Annotated in this window: 15 protein-coding genes; 5 read left to right on the top strand and 10 right to left on the bottom strand. The window is 55.6% G+C overall.

The window, feature by feature from the left end:
* Nucleotides 1-53 precede the first annotated feature (53 nt).
* Nucleotides 54-1,316, bottom strand: a complete 1,263-nt coding sequence (locus tag AB1644_11910; GenBank protein MEW6051747.1) for an HlyD family efflux transporter periplasmic adaptor subunit — start codon at nt 1,314-1,316, stop codon at nt 54-56.
* Nucleotides 1,317-1,887: 571 nt separating this feature from the next.
* Between AB1644_11910 and AB1644_11915 the strand changes: the two genes are divergently transcribed.
* From AB1644_11915 to AB1644_11935, 5 genes are all read left to right on the top strand, one after another.
* Complete coding sequence (locus AB1644_11915; GenBank protein MEW6051748.1) at nt 1,888-3,906, top strand: proline-rich domain-containing protein; 2,019 nt, start codon at nt 1,888-1,890, stop codon at nt 3,904-3,906.
* A gap of 85 nt (nt 3,907-3,991) precedes the next feature.
* The gene (locus tag AB1644_11920) at nt 3,992-4,291 is read left to right on the top strand and encodes a hypothetical protein (GenBank protein ID MEW6051749.1); all 300 of its coding nucleotides are present in this window, start codon (nt 3,992-3,994) and stop codon (nt 4,289-4,291) included.
* 37 nt (nt 4,292-4,328) lie between these two features.
* On the top strand, nt 4,329-4,742 hold the full coding sequence (locus tag AB1644_11925) for a hypothetical protein (protein ID MEW6051750.1): 414 nt from the start codon (nt 4,329-4,331) through the stop codon (nt 4,740-4,742).
* Nucleotides 4,723-5,538, top strand: a complete 816-nt coding sequence (locus AB1644_11930; protein ID MEW6051751.1) for an OmpA family protein — start codon at nt 4,723-4,725, stop codon at nt 5,536-5,538. The genes AB1644_11925 and AB1644_11930 overlap by 20 nt, the downstream gene beginning before the upstream one ends.
* Before the next feature lie 368 nt (nt 5,539-5,906).
* Nucleotides 5,907-6,857, top strand: coding sequence for a cysteine synthase family protein (locus AB1644_11935; protein MEW6051752.1), 951 nt, complete (start codon nt 5,907-5,909; stop codon nt 6,855-6,857).
* Between the two features lie 184 nt (nt 6,858-7,041).
* Here the strand turns inward: AB1644_11935 and AB1644_11940 are convergent, their stop codons facing one another.
* The 9 genes from AB1644_11940 to AB1644_11980 all read right to left on the bottom strand — a co-directional run bounded on the left by AB1644_11940 (nt 7,042) and on the right by AB1644_11980 (nt 17,968).
* On the bottom strand, nt 7,042-8,169 hold the full coding sequence (locus AB1644_11940) for a hypothetical protein (GenBank protein ID MEW6051753.1): 1,128 nt from the start codon (nt 8,167-8,169) through the stop codon (nt 7,042-7,044).
* A gap of 14 nt (nt 8,170-8,183) precedes the next feature.
* Complete coding sequence (locus AB1644_11945; protein MEW6051754.1) at nt 8,184-9,917, bottom strand: tetratricopeptide repeat protein; 1,734 nt, start codon at nt 9,915-9,917, stop codon at nt 8,184-8,186.
* Nucleotides 9,914-10,792: a sugar-transfer associated ATP-grasp domain-containing protein gene (locus AB1644_11950; GenBank protein ID MEW6051755.1), complete on the bottom strand. Its 879-nt coding sequence runs from the start codon at nt 10,790-10,792 to the stop codon at nt 9,914-9,916. The genes AB1644_11945 and AB1644_11950 overlap by 4 nt, the downstream gene beginning before the upstream one ends.
* Nucleotides 10,789-12,396, bottom strand: a complete 1,608-nt coding sequence (locus tag AB1644_11955) for a UUP1 family membrane protein (protein MEW6051756.1) — start codon at nt 12,394-12,396, stop codon at nt 10,789-10,791. The genes AB1644_11950 and AB1644_11955 overlap by 4 nt, the downstream gene beginning before the upstream one ends.
* Nucleotides 12,387-13,928: a tetratricopeptide repeat protein gene (locus AB1644_11960; protein MEW6051757.1), complete on the bottom strand. Its 1,542-nt coding sequence runs from the start codon at nt 13,926-13,928 to the stop codon at nt 12,387-12,389. Before AB1644_11960 ends, AB1644_11955 begins: the two co-directional genes overlap by 10 nt.
* A gap of 55 nt (nt 13,929-13,983) precedes the next feature.
* On the bottom strand, nt 13,984-14,490 hold the full coding sequence (locus AB1644_11965) for a carboxypeptidase regulatory-like domain-containing protein (protein MEW6051758.1): 507 nt from the start codon (nt 14,488-14,490) through the stop codon (nt 13,984-13,986).
* Nucleotides 14,491-14,799: 309 nt separating this feature from the next.
* On the bottom strand, nt 14,800-15,777 hold the full coding sequence (locus AB1644_11970; GenBank protein MEW6051759.1) for a DUF3541 domain-containing protein: 978 nt from the start codon (nt 15,775-15,777) through the stop codon (nt 14,800-14,802).
* Between the two features lie 164 nt (nt 15,778-15,941).
* The gene (locus AB1644_11975; GenBank protein MEW6051760.1) at nt 15,942-17,600 is read right to left on the bottom strand and encodes an ATP-binding protein; all 1,659 of its coding nucleotides are present in this window, start codon (nt 17,598-17,600) and stop codon (nt 15,942-15,944) included.
* 17 nt (nt 17,601-17,617) lie between these two features.
* The gene (locus tag AB1644_11980) at nt 17,618-17,968 is read right to left on the bottom strand and encodes an anti-sigma factor antagonist (protein ID MEW6051761.1); all 351 of its coding nucleotides are present in this window, start codon (nt 17,966-17,968) and stop codon (nt 17,618-17,620) included.

Consider the following 17,968-nt stretch of genomic DNA (forward strand, 5'->3'; position numbering starts at 1 on the left):
ATCGCCTCCGCTATGTTGATTTTGCATGGATTCACTTTTGAGTAACGGTTTCATCAGTCGATGCGCACCGCTTCTAGATGTTCATATTCACGCATGTCAGAGATGAGTACCGTGTCACCCGGATGCAGACCGGAAATTATCTCGATATAATCGTAGCCGACCAGGCCAAATTGGACATCGATCTTAACTGCCACTCCATCCCGTTTGACAAAGACAAACTGATGTGTGGTCAGTTCACCTGTTTGGCCGCGTCGGATGCGAAGGACTGACTGCTTCTGCGCCGCCACGATATACACGTCCGCTTTGAGGTTGGGGTGGAGACGGGCGTCAGTAGGATCGGCCAGCGCGACTTCGAAAGTCATCACCCCTGACTGGATAGAGGGATTGACCGCAGTGACGATGCCATTCAGGGCGCTGTCATTTACGATGACTCGTGCCGGCAAGCCAATGGTAAGTTTTCCTGCATGCACATCGGATGCGGTTCCCTGGACATGAAATGACGCCAGGTCGGAGATCCGGGCGATTTGGTCTGACTTGCGTATCGCAGCCCCCTCCTGGCCGATCACCCATGTAAGCACACCTGCCTGGTCGACTCGGGTTGATGCCGCATGGAGGAGTCGCTGTCTCTCCGCTTGTTCTTTACGAAGTAGTCCAATTTCGGTTTCGAGGTTGGCCAATTTGGATTTTGCGACTAACTCGCGATTCTGGAAAGACGTCTCAAGTTGCACGAGTTCGATAGCAGCAACCCTCTGCTCCAGCTCGGCCTGGCCCACTTGTTCGCCGGAAGCTCCGCCGAGCGTGTACAGCTTGCGAAGTTGATCGGCTTTGCTTGCCAAAAGGTCTGCCTGCAACTTTTTGATCTCACGGTGGCTGGCGAGGTCACTCCGCTCATTCTGCAATTCCAAGTCGACTTGGGCGAGTTCATTTTCCTTCAGCGTAAGGTTATCAGTGGTGCGTTCCAATGCCAGGTGCGCCTCGCTCGTATCCAGGAGCAGGATCTGATCACCAGGAGCAAGTTTGTCGCCGACATGTCGCAGTACTGCTATTACCCGACTGTCGATTGGGCTCGTAATGACCTGTTCGTGGGCGGGGAGAATGATCCCCGTCGCGGGGATAGACGCTTCTACGGTTCCGATATCGGCGACCGAAGTACGGATTACTGTGCGGCTCACCGAGGGCCGTATTCGCGTGTAGAGCACGTAGCATGCTATGGCGACGACGAGGAGAATGGCGACCACGCGTGTGATCGATTTCCAACGGCGGCGACTGAGTACGGCGGGATCAATGAGTCGATCGGTAGTTGCAAGTGGGCACATGGATTGTTTGTGTCGCAACCCGTGTGCCAAGGTTTTGGTTGTTACGATAGAAGAGGTTACGGGGATTCACCGAGGCCGCGTACGACCACTATCGGGCGATTCGTCCGGAAATGAACGATATGCTCTTTGTTTGGCGTGTGACCAGTTTCACCGCCGGGGACTTAGTCAGGCCTTTCAGCTGTTCACTCTGCGCTTTCCCTAACCCAGTTGCAGAATGCGTCTCGTAGACCCCGCCGTGTGCTGGACTCGTCAATAACCATAGTCGTCATTCCGCCGTTGATTTGACGTCTTCTCGACGATTCATCTTTCTGTCTCGAAATAGATAACCTTGTTTCCGGACACCCGAAGTACGTTGACTTATGTGACCATAATAGGTACTTTGGGACTACGCACCAAGGTAACCGGTGGAGTTGGCAGGCTGAATTCCAGGGCCGGCCGGCAGGCCTTCGACCCGACTCCGGTAACATGGTCTGAGCAGACCTGCAATCTTCATTCGACAGCATTGTTGGACAGCGCGCGATCATCATTAGACGCCCGCGTGGCGATTCTTGAGGATTGAAAGGACGCGATAATGCGACTTGAATTACGAATTCTGTTCCTCACCATTGCCGTACTCATCTCTCCAATTGTCAGCAGCCTTGCGCAACCTTCGATCGAACCGCTTGTAGGGAAAGACGCCGAGCGAATCTGGTTTGACTTCGACGCGCGCGGGCGGCTCGACCCCGACCCTTACGCGTCCGATTATCGCGGTGGGAATGTTTCTTTCCGCGTCTCAGGTCTCCTCGAACCGACAGAGTATGATGATTCATCCATGATCGGCTATGGCAGCTGGGAGCTCCCCTTTACGCTGTCCATTGAACCCTGCAAAGTCATCGACCCGACCGACGGTTCCGTGACGACCGAATCGAGTTGCCGCCGAAATGCGCAGGGAAAGATTATCATCAACCTCCGCTTCAATCTCGAAACCGGTTTGGGCGAGCTTGCCCTCAATTCCTCTGGTCTTATGTCCTGCGTCGCCGGAAAACCTCCGGATCGTTATAATCCAGAAATAATGTACTATATAGGAAGCATCGAAGACCGCGAAATACACCCAAATCCTCCTCTGATGCTTACTCGGGCCGACCTTGAAGCCGAATTCGAGAAGAATTGGTCATGGGATATGGAGAGTATGGGCATGGCCCGTTTTACCAACTGCCCGCTGCTCTGGAATATCAACATGACTCTCAGCTCCAAACCGCCAGAAAAGGCCAAAGTCTCAATTGCCGGTTGCGCTAATATTATGATCGGCGTCAGCGCCAACCTGACCGCCACCGTCGAGCCCGAAACTGAGGGGACCTACACCTGGTTCAGCGAGCCATCCGATGTTTTCGATATCTCCGGCTCCGGCTCATCTGCCACCGCCGCTGGCAAGAATGCCGGACATGCCACCATTCGGGTCGAATTTCAACCAAAGAAGGGTAAGAAAGTAGAGGGGAAACTATCGGGAAGCGTCGTCGAACTCTTATCCGTCAACGGTGGGGCCGACATTCCTGTAATTGGCATATATGATGAAAACGGCGTCGAAAAACCTCCCGTTCAAGTCCCAATTCAGCAAGATCCGCCCGAAGGCGACCTCCTGAGTTTTCCGGTTGCCGATGCTGCCATCGCCTCCGTTCAAAATCTCGGAACTTCGCTGGCGATTCAGGGAGTCAAGGAAGGGGTGACCTCTGCGCGCGGCCAGACTGGATGCGGAGATCAGGATGAGCATCTGATCACTATTCAGGTTGTTCCGTGCGACAAGGAGACTATCCAGAAATTGAGAGATCGGTTGAAAGAGCTCAAGGCCCAGTGGGACGAGCTCCGCGCGGAAAACGATCGACTTCTCAAGAGCCCCGAGTTTACCCGAGCCAAACACGAATTCGACAAGAATCTGACGAAATGCTGGGTAAAAGTATTCAGCATATTGGCGTCGGGCCTGGGGGCGGTCGAGGGGGCGGTAAGTGGCGCCGCGCCGGGTGTGACCGACCTCGATAATATCGCCGACATGCTGGGGGATTTCTATGACGCTACAGAGGAGGGGACGTGGGAAGGCAATTGGTCGCTGTGGAACATGTACAAGAACTATCAGATCGGCGCCGCGAAGAAAATGACGCTCGGAATCGCCAATGACGTCATCGAGTACGGCGAGGCCTGGTTTGCGGTAGAGGACGCCCTTCAGGTGATTAAGGAAGTCGTCAAGACTCTCCAGGAAAATCGGATGAGGTACAAAGAGGTTCGGAACCAGCACGATGAAATCGACCGCCGGCTGGTGGAGCTCTGCAATGACTTCGGCGACGGTAGCGAGGAGCCGGGAGGATCGGAGCCGGGCCAGCCGCAGCAACCCCCGACCGAACCGAAGGGTGGCGAGCCTTCCAAACCATCCGGCGGCGCACCCCCCCCCACTGAACCGGGTAGTGATCAACCTCCGACCGATCAGCCATCGGGCGATGGCGATCAACCGCAGTCCCCAACCGACGACGACAGCGGCGGCGGGGACGAACGATATCTTTTGGGATCCCCCTTTCCCGCCTGGTTCGCCACCAAGCTCCGGCGGATTCCCGATCGACTGTGAGTGCGACCAATGGAGTAAGTCGTCATCAGGCAGTCGGACCGGTTTGGGCCCGGTCGGCCGCGGTATCGATATACTCAACTTCTGCATGAAGCGGTTTGAGCAGGAAACGCTGAATCCGCTGAAAGCCGTCAATGACTCGACTCAACTGTTGCTGGTTGAAATCGAAAACTGCCTCGAACTTCCGGAAAACCAGCGGGCCGAGCTGTTCCGCGGCCTGCTGCCCCGCATCGGGCAACTGAAGGAGCGATTTACCGGTCTCGGTAACGATGTGATGACGTTCTCGACCGAATCATCGAAATGCGGCGGCGCGCCGAACGGGATGGCCGACGCTATCGAGCAAAACGGAACGCTGGAAAGCTCCGGTCAAGGAGCGATGACCAAATAGCATTTTCAATAGTGCTCGACTAATCAAGGAGTCTGTTATGAAGATCAGAACTACCCTTTTGGTGATCCTGCTCGGACTGGCGATGGTCTTTCCGGCGGCGGTGTGTGCGCAGGAAGAGGAAGAATCCGTGCCGGTGGCCAAAGACACGCCGTATTTTTCCGGGATGCCGAACTACCAAATCACCGACGCCTATGACAAGGCATTCGATGACTACCGTTTCTATGACGGCAAGGACTGCATTACGGTGGAAGGAAGGAAGTCGCATCGGGCGTACACGTTTGGCGGTGACGGTGAGTCAGCAAGTGAACTCCAAATCGCACGCAACTATGTCAACGCGATCAAAGAGATGGGTGGCACCGTCATCTTCGACGGAATCTGCGAAAATGCCGATTGCGCCGAAAACTGCGGCAGTCGTATGGTGGTCAGCAAGATTGTCAAGGGGGGGCAATGAACTGTGGGTCGAAGTCGTGCCGTTCAATGGCGGCGGTGATTACTATATCACGCTAATAGCCAAGGAATCGATGAAGCAGGAGGTGACAGCGAGCGGCATGCTGGATGCTCTTAATCGGGACGGCCATGTAACTCTGTATATCAATTTTGACTTTGGCAAGTCGGTTATCAAAACCGAATCTATGCCGATTGTTGAGCAAATCATACAAATGATGAAGGCCAACGAATCCCTTGAACTGAATGTCGAGGGACATACTGACAGTGTGGGAGATTCGAAATCGAATCAAGTCCTCTCGGAGGGCCGGGCCAAGGCGGTGGTCGGGGCAATCGTCTTCGGCGGTATCGACATGAAGCGCCTGAGCGCCGTCGGCTTCGGCGAAGAGAAACCGATCGCGAGCAATGATACGGAAGAAGGCCGAGCCAAGAACCGGCGGGTCGAGCTTGTCAGGCGAACGATCAATCCCTACACCGATACGACTAGCCGCAACTCTTCCGAGCATTTTGGCGTTCCGGTCTATCCCGGAGCGACACTGGATGTAGAACAGACTGAATTCGCCAAGTTCCACCTGGGGATTGCCGTGTTCGTGTATCGGACGGGTGACAAGCCGGCTGCGGTGAGCGCCTTCTATATGAAATCAAGCGGACTGAAGCCCCTTGGAGCCGATGAGACTTCCGCCGTTTTTGTGAAGGATGAGGAAGGCAGTTCGGTTAGAGTCGCCATATCAGGTCCCTGGACCGATCCCAAGACCGGCGAATCTCACTCGGACACTATGATACAGATATTGAAGGGCGAATAACGCGATCTGGCGTGATAAGTGGTCCGGACAGCTGTGCCGAGCTGTAGTGCGGAAGTGGCCGGGCCAGTTTTTCCAGGCCACGTTTCTCCCGTTCTCTTAATAACTGAAGCTTGAAGGGACTTTCGCGACAAGCTTCGTTCACGAGTAGTTATCTTCCGTTCCGTTTCTCCAGCCACCCAATAGTCCCACACCAGGCTCTTGAAAGCGACATGAGGTTTGGGACGGTGCCATCAGCCATACCAATCTCATTCTCCCGAGCGGGAGATTTTTTGTTGGCATCTTGCCGGATATTTTCGACATAATTGCAAAACATGGTTGTAGGGCGTACGTTCTGTGAACGTCATCGATAAATACGGGAGAGAATCACAATGAGTCTCGGGAGCAATATACTAACTGCCGTTGGGAATACGTCATTAGTGCAGCTGCACAAGGTTGTCCCTCCCGGTTGTGCGAAGGTGTTTGTCAAACTGGAGTGGGAAAATCCGACCGGCAGTATGAAAGACCGCGCGGCCCAGGCAATGATCGCACGGGCTGAAGAAGCCGGCCGACTTAAGCCGGGCGACACAGTTGTGGAGTACACCGGTGGCAGCACGGGCATTTCGCTTGCCTTGATCTGTGTAGCGAAAGGATATCATCTTCATATTGTCTCCTCCGATGCCTTCAGTCATGAAAAGCTGCAGCATATGGCGGCTTTCGGTGCCGAACTCGCGCTGGTACCAAGTGAAGGTGGCCTCACGACAAAGAAATTGATTCTGGATATGATTGAAGCTGCCAGAGAGATCAGTCATCGACCGCACACCTACTGGACTGACCAACTCAATAATCTCGACAGTATCTCAGGCTACTTCCCTTTGGGCGAAGAGCTCTGGAGCCAAACCAACGGCAGACTGGATGCCTTCGTTCAATGTGTTGGTACGGCCGCTTCATCGCGGGGCGTAGCGACGGTGCTGAAGCGATACAATCCCAGGCTAAAGATGATAGTCGTGGAGCCCGGCGAATCCGCAGTGTTATCGGGCGGTCAGGCCGGACCTCATAAAATTGAAGGGGTGGGTATAGGATATACTCCGCTACTTTGGGATCCAAGCCTTGTCGATGAAATTATTGCGGTGAAAACGGAAGACGCCAAGGCCATGGCCAGGCGATTAGCCCGTGAAGAGGGTCTGTTTGCAGGAACGTCATCGGGAGCAAATGTCGTTGCCGCCATTCAGGTCGCGAAGAGATTGGGACCACATGCAAGCATTGCCACGTTGATGGTGGATTCCGGTCTGAAATACCTGAGTACGGATGTCTGCGGAAAAAGACCGACAGCTTCGCCATAGCATGGTTCACTTGCGGCTGATTCAAACGAATGATGAGTCGATTCCTCTGTGCTCTCCGCGCTGCGCGTTGTTCAGAGCCGGGTGCAGGGTACAATCATAATAAACCCGAACACGCGTATTGCGAAAGCAGTAGAAACAACGAACTACTAAGCCCAAATTCGTTTTTCACGCAAGCAGAGTCGGCTCATCGCTTGATCGCAATGCCCACGCCGGCGGTCAGGTCGCGGTAATCGAAATTCGGGTCGTTGGAGACCTTGTTGTAGTTCTTCAGATACGCGGTTACTGCAAACAGCTCGCTGACGTGATAAGTGTCTTCAATATCGAACGTGGCATAGTCTATGCCGACCCGGTTCAGTCGGCCGATATTGCTGGTCCAGTAATTGGGGTAGTCCTTGTTACGGAACTCCAGCGACATCTTCAGCTCGTTGTGTCGAATGGGCGTCAGCTCCAACTCCGCCTTGTACTCCCACTGACGGAAACCGTAGAAGTTCTCGAAATTGTCCGTACGCTTGGTGTACTGTACCAGTCCGGAGAGGCCCACCGACGGTACCGGCTGCGTTTCAAGAGTGAATTCCGTGACCCGCTCGGTGAAACTGCGGATCTCGTACGGACGCCCCCGGAACGAGCCGAACGCCACCGTGTAAGTCCGCCGCTCGGCATAATCGCGATTTTCCAAACTCAGCCGCACGCGGGCGCGCAGATTGCGGTGGAAACGGTAGCGACCGTCAATCTCACCCCCGAAACTGCGATAGTTGTATGATGGCAACCGAACGCCAACGCTGTCGTAGCTGTCAGCATAATTGCTTTTGTCGAACAGAAACGCCTGCTCGGTACGGAAAGCACCAAAACTCAATCGGTTCGTCGCTTTCACGTCAAACTGCCACTTCTGGAGAGTACGAGCAAGCAACTCACCGGCGTCGGACAACACATCTTTGTTCCGATGAGAGAAATCGACATCGAGCCCAAATGTCCCTCGCCGGCTGTACCTGAGCGTCGGTTCATACACGACACCGAACGCTGTCCGGTTCCGATTGCTGTAATTGGTGTACAGTGACATGTCGGCGTAGGCACCCAGGGTCTGGGCGAACTTTCGAGATGGCTGCATCACCCAGTCCAACTGTCCCTCGATGATGTTCAGTTGCGCTCCAACAGCCTGTGTGTCAAGATAGGAGTGGTAAATGTTCGACTCGTAGCGTGCACCGTAGGCCAGCTTGTATTCGACCGTATTGCCGAGCCGGGTCGGGGCTGCCTGTGTGGTCATGCCGAAGGCGGCGACCGCCAGAATGGTGATGATACATTTCCTTGGGTTCATATCTGTACTGTCCCTCACTGATTCAGAAGCAGTTTATCGTATTCCTTGTTGAACTTATCGGACGGTGGATTTGTGGCTGCGGCCAACGCATACTCCGCCTTGGCATCGGCGGCCCGTCCCATCTCCAGATATATCTGTCCGAGTTTCCAGTGGCTTTTCCAGTTATCGGAATCAAACTGAATGGCTTTCTTGAGCAATTCGACGGCTCGATCCTGATGATTGAGTTTTTCTTCGAGGATAGCCAGGTTGTGGTACGCTTTCGCGTAATCCGGTTTCAGCTCGATCGCTTTCAGGTAGTCCTGTTTGGCCGATTCCAGACTATCGAGTTCCTTGCGGGCATCCGCCCGATTGTAATATGCCTCCGCGCTGTGGGTCAGGCCGACCAGCCGGTTGTAGAAGATGAGCGCGGAGTCATTCTCACCCAGGCGCGAATAGACGGTGCCGAGGTTGTTGAGCGCTTTGAGATTGACCGGCTCCTGGTCGAGAAGGCGGTGATAGGCCTCGGCAGCCTGGGGCAGTCGTTCCGCGCGCGAATTGGCGATACCCAGGTTGAACAGCGCCCTCAGATTCTCCGGGTCAAGCGTGGTGACTTCCTCGAGGTGCACGACGGCAGAATCATACAGTGCCCGTTCGAGAAAGATCAACGCCAGGTTGTAGTGCGCTTTGGAGAAGCTGGGGCGTTGTGCGATCGCCCGCTGATAGTGCAGCATGGCGTTCGCCGTGTCTCCCTTGTCAGCGTACAGGAGCGCCAGGTTGAAATACGCCTCATAATAGGTTGTGTCAAACTGTATAGCCTTGCGATACGCGTCAATTCCCTCATCGCGGCGGCCCAGCTTGTTCAAACTGATGGCCAGATTGAACCATCCTTTGGGGTCGTTCGGCTCCAGTGCCAAAGCCTGTTGATAGGCCGCCACGGCTTCATCCGGTTTGCCGATGCGACTGTTACAGATTCCCAGATTTGAATACAACTGCTTCTTTTTGAGTCCCAATGATGCCGACCGCGTGAACTCCCTGATGGCATCGTCGTACTTCCCCTGGTCCATGCGAGACAGCGCGAGGGCGTAGCGAGCCTCGATATGACTCGGGCGCAGACGAAGGGCGCTGCGGTAGGCAGCCTCGGCGCGTGGAACATCCCCCAGATGTTTGTATGACAACCCCAGCATATAGAAGGCTGCGGCTGCTTCCTCGGTCCGCTTGACCTCAGTTGCGCGAGTCAGCCAGTTGCGTGCTTCGTCGTATCGACCGATGTCATAGTACTGCCTGCCGAGGCTGTAGAGCGCACGGAAGTAATTCGGGCGAATTGCCGCGGCGCGACTGTACTCACTAATGGCATCTTTGACACGACCTGCCCGGTGATACGCAATACCCAGATTGTAATGTCCGCGGGCATACGCGGAATCCAGCACGAGGGATCGTTTGAACAAGGTGATCGCGGAATCCAGATGCCCTTCTGACAGCTGTACCACACCCAGGTCGTTGAGTCTGATGGCTTCGGGGGGTACACCTGTCGTGTCGGCAATTTCCGTATCTGCGACAACATCCGTGTCTCCAACGGCTGCCGGCTCCGGATCCGCAGCCGAATCACTCAAGGCAACCGGTGCCTTCGCGGGATTCGCCATTGGCGCGGAACCGTCGATGCGAACGATCTCTGTTCTGGCGTCCGCTACCGACCCTTGCCGTACGACGGCTATCGTAACAACTGTGGCGCATATCAGCCACGCGGCTATCTGGAGCAGTGTGTATTTCATATCAACCTGTCTCTCAAACCGGCCTGGTTGGCAATCTGTATATTCAGACCTGGTCGGGCATTCACCTCGAGTACCATGGGACCGTGATCACGGTCACACACGAAATCGACGCCGATATAGCCAAGGCCCACGATATCGCTGATTCGCGCACCGTAGGTTAGCATGTCCCGAAAGAACGGCACCGGTCTTCCTTTGAGCGGTTCGTGTGTCTCCGGATGATGCGTTATGACGTTGTTTCGGTGCGATCCATGAAGTGAACATCCGGTGTCCAGATCGATACCGACGCCCAGTCCGCCCTGGTGCAGGTTGGCCTTCCCGCCGGACTCACGGGTCGGCAGGCGGAGCATCGCCATGACGATCTGTTCCTGGCGATAGATGAGCCGAACATCCCCCACTCCTTCTATCTCCGGGGGAATGAACGCCTGGATACCGGGATGATTGACCAGTTTGTGCTCGAAAAAGGCGGTATCGGCCAGGTTGTCGAGCGAAAACGCGCCGTTCAAAATTTGCATGATATGGAAGTCGATATCCTCCCTGGTGACCGGCTCGCCGGAAATGTAATACCGGCCATCACGTCTGGTCACCAGGACGATCCCGTTGCCGCCGTAGCCGGTGTTTGGCTTAACAACGAAATGGTCAACGCCGGCCAGTTTGTCTTCCCAGTTGCGGAGCGACGGTGGGTCCGCCACAACATGATAGGTGACAGCGGTCGGAATGTCGTTCTGCTGGAGCAAACGTTTGCACAGCAGTTTGTCATCAACGTTGGGAAAGCAGTTCCGGCGGTTGTAAGGATAAATCATATCCAGGTTGCGAGCGTTAATGCCCATCACACCGATGCCCGAAGGTATGGGGAAGAGATTCTTAGGCAATCTCATCGCGATTCCTGTCTGAGAATATGCCTAAAACGGAGCAGTTCCATCAGGCGGAAACCGCTGTAACGGCCAATATAGATGTACAGCGCGACCACCAACAGGATCGTCTCGGGAAAACTTATCACTACGGCCTGCAGGAATCGGGAGGCCATCAGAGCAAAAGCACAGGTGGCGACGAGAAGAGTAAAGAAGGCCATTTTTACGGCTTTCATCATGCCGGACTCTTCGGCGATGAGCGAGAATCGCTCGACCGTAAGGGTCATGATGACCATGGGGAAGAGAGCCACACGCGCCAGATCGAGAAACCCCATCGAAACTCCCAGTCCAGTCAGCAACAGGATGAACAGCACGACGGCCGAGAGTATCACCGCGAGCCGCGGCGTATGGAGCAGTTGCAGCCGGTTGAGGAAGTACCTGACCCCGGCTCCGAACAAGACGATGAGGGTGAACAAAACGGCTCCATTCAGAAGCCCGGTGTCGCGCCAGCCGATGGCTATCAATGCCGGCATGAAGGTGCCGAACGTTTCTATCCCGATGATATTTCGGAAGAGTACCACTGCCAGTACGCCGATCGGAAGCATGATGATGATCCGCAGCAGCTCCAATGATATGGCGGATCGTTTGAAGGTCGCCCAGACGTTCAGGATGTCGAGCGGATGGCTTTTCAGACCGGTCAGGCCGGCCAGATTCGAAACGAGCCGTTTGCGAAGATTGAAATAGAATTTGAAATTGATGTCGCGGGTGTGTGTGATGAACGGCTGCTCATTGTAATACAAGATGAGGTAGTTCGACGGTATCTCCGCGAAATACTTGTTCGTCGGGCAGAATGGCACCCAGTACCCCCGAACATACAGGTCTACCCAGATATGGGTAGCGGTGGATTGCCCGGCTTCGAGTATTTTCCCGCCGACGAGCCGTGCGGGAATGCCGGCATGCCGAGCCAGTGCGACCATCAGACGTGATTTGCCGCCGCATGACGCTTCACCGATATGATAGGCAGTGAGGGCGTCAGTCTGACCGGAGTAGTTCACGTAGCGGAGCCCGTAGGTGACGAACTGATAGATCCGGTCGATGTTGTCCAACAGGGTCCGGCTTTCGGCAATGCCGAGTGAATCCGCCAGTGCCGCGATCTCCGGACTGTCGGCCTGAATGGCCGAATCGGCCAACAGAAATTGCGCCACGCTGTCTGGTATCGGCTGCACCGCGGGAAGAGTCGAGTCAATCAGGAAGCGCTGATTGCGCGTCATGACGGTGGCCGTGTAACCAAGTCGCCGCCGGCCGACCGTCCCCTGACTTGCCCAGGAGCCGCGCCGATTTCCGCCCTCCTCGACGACCTCGAACTTGAGATCGGCCGAATTGAACGCTTCATCGCTCACTGTCTGATTCGGCAGGCTCTGTGGCAGCGCCATGGAGACTTCCACTGGGCTGCCGTGACCGTCGAATTCCAACACCGTCTCCAACAAATAGCTCTCGCTCTGGATCACGGCATTCAGATTATAGCCCAGGTAGGTGATCTTATAGAACGCCATGACTGAGGCCGCGATCACCAGCAGAGCGGGGATGACGGCGACAGCCAGGCGGGAGCTGTGGCGTACGATCACGGGCATGTCGGGTTGGTCGTTGCGTCGAGTTGAGTTTGGGCAGCGGCCGCCTTGCTGCAGTTCGGGAATTGCATCACCACCGTGCAGTACTCCGCGTGAGCCGACGGGTCATTCACACCGAACAGCTTCTGATCGCTCTTGCCGGCCCAGTAGTGCGCCTCGCCGGCCTGTTTGTCGTTCGGATACGTGGTGTAATAGGTCACGTACTGGTTCTTGGCGTTCACGTAGTCGGCATCGTTGTAATATGCAGAGGCGATACGGTAGGTCGCATCAGGTACGAAGTCGTTGGTCGGATAGGCGGCGATATACGCCTGGTACATGGTAACGGCGGTTGGAAAGTTGTCCATGTTGTACTCACAGCTCGCCGCATAGAACCTGGCATGGGGAGCGAGGGTGGAATTCGGAAACTTGATGTACACGGAATCGAAATCAGCCTGCGCCTGCGTATACGAATAGCTTTCCACATTGTACTTACAGTGCGCCCGATAATACCAGGCATCGGCGAGCTTGTCACCCGTTGGATAGCTGGTAATGCTGGTTGAGAGTGAAGCGAGCGCCTGCACGTAATCTTCCTGATTGTAGTAGCTCATCCCTTTGTAAAAGCTCGCCTTGGCCGCCTCACGGGTCGTGGGATATGACGTCAGCAGCTTATTGTACTGGGTCAGAGCGTTGGTGTACTGGTCATGCACGTAATACAGGGATGCGGCATTGTACAAAGCACCGGGGATATCGATCGAACCCGGGTAGTTCGTTTCCACCGCCAGGTAGGCGTTGATCGCCGGCGTGACGTTTCCGAGCGCTTCATTCTCCACGCCGACGCGATATTGCGCCTTGGAACCGACGTAGGAACTTGGATAATTGGTCACCACGAACTGAACATCCGACAGCGCGCCGGCATAATCAAGCTTCTGATCCTTGTAATACCCGCGCCAATAGTACGCATCCGGCACCAGCGTGTCTGCGGGGTACGCGGAGACCAACAGGCTCAGGTTGTTGATGGTAGAATCGTATTGGTTAGTCTGCCCGAAAGCGAGTGCGATGCGATATCGCGACGACGCGGCGTACTTACCGCTGGGGTTGGCCGTGATGAGCGATCGAAAGCGGGCGATCGCCGAATCAAATTTGTTATACGTGTAGAAGCGCATCGCCTCGCCGAAGAGACGCCCCTCGGTGTCGGCGCTGGCCGGCAGGGTTAGAAGCGGCGCCGCAATGCTCTGTCCGGCCGAAGTGATCGAAATCCCACCGGCAGTCTGGTCGGTGTAACCGGCTTTCGATGCGGTCAGTGTATAGGTGCCATAGGGAACCCCGACGATCGTATAGTTGCCTGCGGCGTTGCTCGCGCCCACAATGCTTGTGCCGGACACGAAGATGAAGACACCCGAATAGTTGCCCGTACCGGCCAGATGTACGGTACCGGAGATCGTGCCTGAGGGGACCAGGTCGATGTTGACGAAAGTAGTGTCAGCCAGTGCGGAAACGGCAAGCACCATCAAGCCGGTGAGCACGACTGCGAATTGGATGGAACGACGGTATAACATGAATCTCTCCTTATTGCCTTTGTACTTGGGACCCCGACACTTGCTTTCTCGTGTGTTAGAGCGGACAACTGGGTATCCCAGAGCCGAAAAAGAGGAAATCGATAAGAACCTGCAGATCCGATATGTCCACGGAACTCGAGAGGTCAACGTCGTTTTCCGCGAAACACGTGGAAATTGTGCCCCCGAAGAACAGGAAATCGACCATCAACGACAGATCGCCGATATCCACCACGTCGCCCGGGTCGCCGTCGACATTGCCGGTCGTGCCGGCACAACAACCGAGAGCGACACGAACCGACGTCTTGATATTTGGTACATAATTGGGTTCACCGGTCATAAACGTATACAGACCGTCCGGGACATCGGCAAACAGATAGACGCCGGAGCCATTGGTCTGTGTGCTGTCACCGGTTTGGAGAATTTTCACCACGACATTGGCCAGCGGAACCCCAGTAATGCTGTTCTTGACCACGCCTTTGACCGGTCGCGCCGACGCCGACGACACCATGGCAGCCACGACGGCAAGAGCGAACATGATCTTTCGAATTCTTGGACTGAGCATACGCACCTATATCGTAAAATGTAGTCTGATCAATGGGTTTGAAACGCTGACCACGTCAACCACGTTCCCATTGTTTCGGATTTCCTGGACAATTGTTCCGTTGGCGAAAGGCAGGCGACCGGGAGCGCGGAGATAAGAGTCTGTAACCATCGAGGATATTCCTGTCTTCGCACACACCAACAATGTCTTTTCCTTCAACTTGTTTTCCGACCTGCCGGAGATGGACCCGCTTGGCGGATGCGTTTACGGGCGAGAATCACCGCATCTCGGACCGGAAAACAGAGTCAGAAATAATCTCCGTTCGTACACTTATCGGTAAAAAATGGTCTGAAAAGAACCAAGATCTGGCAGGCGCGGGCCGGGGTGCAGTTCCCGGGGCCACTCGAGGAGCATGTAGGCAAGGATATTACGATGTTCGCCAAGGTCGAGGTCGGTGTTGCCAGCAGGGGACGGAACAATACCTGAACCCGGGTCGAACTCGTCCAGAACGATCTTCCGGCATTGGTCGACAAGCAGATGACGGTCCTGTCCCGCCAGCAGGAAACAGAGTCCTACCTCGGCCACGATGTCGGCCTTCAGGTTATGAAGGATCCGTGCCTGACGAAGCTCAAAATAACCGAGGATCCAATTGAATTCGGCCGAATCCACGGGCTTCTGGTAATAGTTGCTTGCAGCTGTCACGAAATGGGTGAGCCCGTATATCTTGTCGCCGAATTCCAGGTCCGATAACTCGGCATCCCTGTCGTCGGGGAAGGTCTGGCGAAACGCCGATGCATACTCGGTTCGAAAGTCCCCCAACCTCAATTGATACATATAGTAGACGCCGTTGACGGCCTGTGCCGAATAAACCCGGATGACCGCCGTGTCCAGGAGGAATAACGGAAGATCAACTTTCCCGAGTTCCACAACGGCCTGCCCGCAGAGTCCCAGACTGCCCGTGCTGCAAACCCCGTAGTCTTCAAGGGCATATGCTGCTCGCAGCATTTCCAGATACAGGGCCATGTCACCGTTGTGCTCGAACATCTGCCGGCGCAACCGCCCCTTTCTGCCGCCGTCGTCCATTCGGTCGAGAATCCGGCTCATCTGGCGGTCAACCCATACCCGATTGTGAAGGCTGTCCAGTGTGGCCTGGAGGTTTTTTTCGAGTATCAGGTAATCCAGGAAGAGGGGGTAGGCGTATCGTTCATCACCCGTTATGCGGTACATCCGTTGCGCAAAATGGCGCTGCATGCCCGGCTCCAGGCGATACAGATCGCTTTCGAATGTCTGTCGGATACGCCGAGCCACATCCTGCGGGTTCCGGTTTCCAGCCTCCGAAATAGTCGATATGAAAAGCAGACAGAAAAGCAGCATCAAAGGAACTGTAACCGTGTTCGCACGTTGGTTCATGGAATTCAAGAATGAAGGGTGGCAGGCAACTTGTCAATCCTGAACGCGAGACGGAGACCCGCTCAGGCGGTATCGGGCTTCGTCGGATTGAGCGGGAACCGAAACTCGAAGGCGGTTCCGAAACCGATCTGGCTGCTGATGGCAAAGCTTGCGCCGTGATGCTCGAGTATCCGTGCGCAGGTAACCAGCCCGTACCCGTGCCCTTTGGGTTTGGTGGTGAGATGGGTCTTGAAAAGCTGGTCCTTCACTTCCGGCGTCATACCCCGGCCGTTGTCAGAGACGGACAGGGTGACTGACTCCCCTTGCCGTGACGTTGACACGATGATGACGCCGTCCCGTCGGCCGGTTTCAGCGATTGCATCGGCGGCGTTGTTCAGCAGATTGATGATTACCTGAGCGATCTGGTCTCTGTCCATCTCGAATGCGGGCAAGCGCGGCGCCAGGTCGGCCTTCACGGTTATCCGGCTGAAGCGTTTCTGGGCCATGGCGAATGACAGCACATCGGTGACGACGTCGTTGATGACGGCCAGCTGTTTCTGGGCATTGACGCGCGCGAAATCCATCAGGCCCGCCGTGAACCGTTCCATACGCACCACGTTCTCCCTGAGCTTGTCAAGCGTCGACGTGAGTTTCTCCTGGTTCCCCCGGTTGAGATTGGCCAGCGCCAGTTCGATGCCGCCAAGCACGATTCCAAGATGATTGTTCAACTCGTGAGAGATTGACGATGCCATGATCCCCTGTTCGGCGAACTTCTCGAGCTCGAACATTCGTCGCTCGTTGTCATGCTGGATGGTAATATCCTGCAAGGTGAGGATGGACTCTTCGTCCGCCGCGCCCGATGCGGTCGGCACACTCATGCGGGCGCTGAATATCCGTTCCATCTCACTATCCTTTGCCACCAGCATGGACAAGAGTTTTCGCTCGGTGTCCTGCCGGGCAGCTGTCAGCCGTTCGACCCAGCCGGGAAAGATCGCCTCGGGAAAGATCGATGCCATCGGAAGACCTACTATGTGACCGGTGGGGCCTCCACCCACCAGTGATTCCACCAGCTCGACCGCCGTCCGATTGGCCATGAGGAGTATCCCCTGGGCATCAAAGACCAAAATCGCCTGTTGTACACTGTCCAACGTCCGCAAATGTCGGGCGCTCTGATATGACATTTCGGCAAACAAGAAGGAGTTGGCAATAAGGGGTGTAATAGTGGCGATCAGGGTTTGCAGCAACTCGAGGTCATGGTCCGTGTAGGGCGCGTTGCCGATACGCTGTCCGAGCAAGAGCAATCCGATTGTCTTGCCGTCGATGACGAGGGGCGCAAGAAGTCGCGCGCCTGCCTGACGCCAATCGGCCAGGAATGCCGAGCCACCCCCCTCAATGGCCGGATCATCGATGAGATGCGGCCGGGGCGTAGGCAGGATCGCTGGAAAGCAATTCTCCAGGGCGTCGAGATCACCTGTCGATTCGTGGCCGCGAAATCGTCCGGTCGCCGCCCTGATAGGCATATCGGAGCCGGGCTGAGGGTCTCGGGTGATGACATAGGCGCTGGTGACGCCGAACTGGCCCGCGACCGTAAGTGCCAGTGCGTCGATAAGACCCTGTAGATCTGGGTCGCGGGCAAACTGCTCGGCCAGATGGGAGAGCGCCTCCAGCGCCAGGACATCCCGGCCGTGGTCGACGGCACCGGGTCTCTGGTTCGCACGTGAGTCGGTGGTGGTACGGTTCATTGGCGTGGTCTATTCTCTCAAGCCCCGCAGATGGCGAGGGCTTCGCTTCGGGTCTTCTTGACCTTCAGAAAATCCAGCAGATCCAGCACCTGCAGGACATGGGCGGTGGTTTCGGACACGTTGCACAGAATGATATCTCCGCCTTGATCCCGTGAGGTCTCAATCGTGCCAAGAATGGCCCCTACGCCGGCCGAGGACAAAAACTCCAGTTGCTCGCAGTCCATGATAATGAATGTGTAGCCGCGGTCTTGTGCCTGTGTGATCGTCCGGACCATCTGCTCGGCATTGTTATTGTCGAGCATGCGGCCAAGCGTGATCAGGAGCACATGGTCGGCGATCGTCTGCTCGGTGAAACTCAGCGGATCCAT

It is taken from the genome of Candidatus Zixiibacteriota bacterium (genome assembly GCA_040753875.1).
Lineage (GTDB): Bacteria > Zixibacteria > MSB-5A5 > GN15 > FEB-12 > DATKJY01.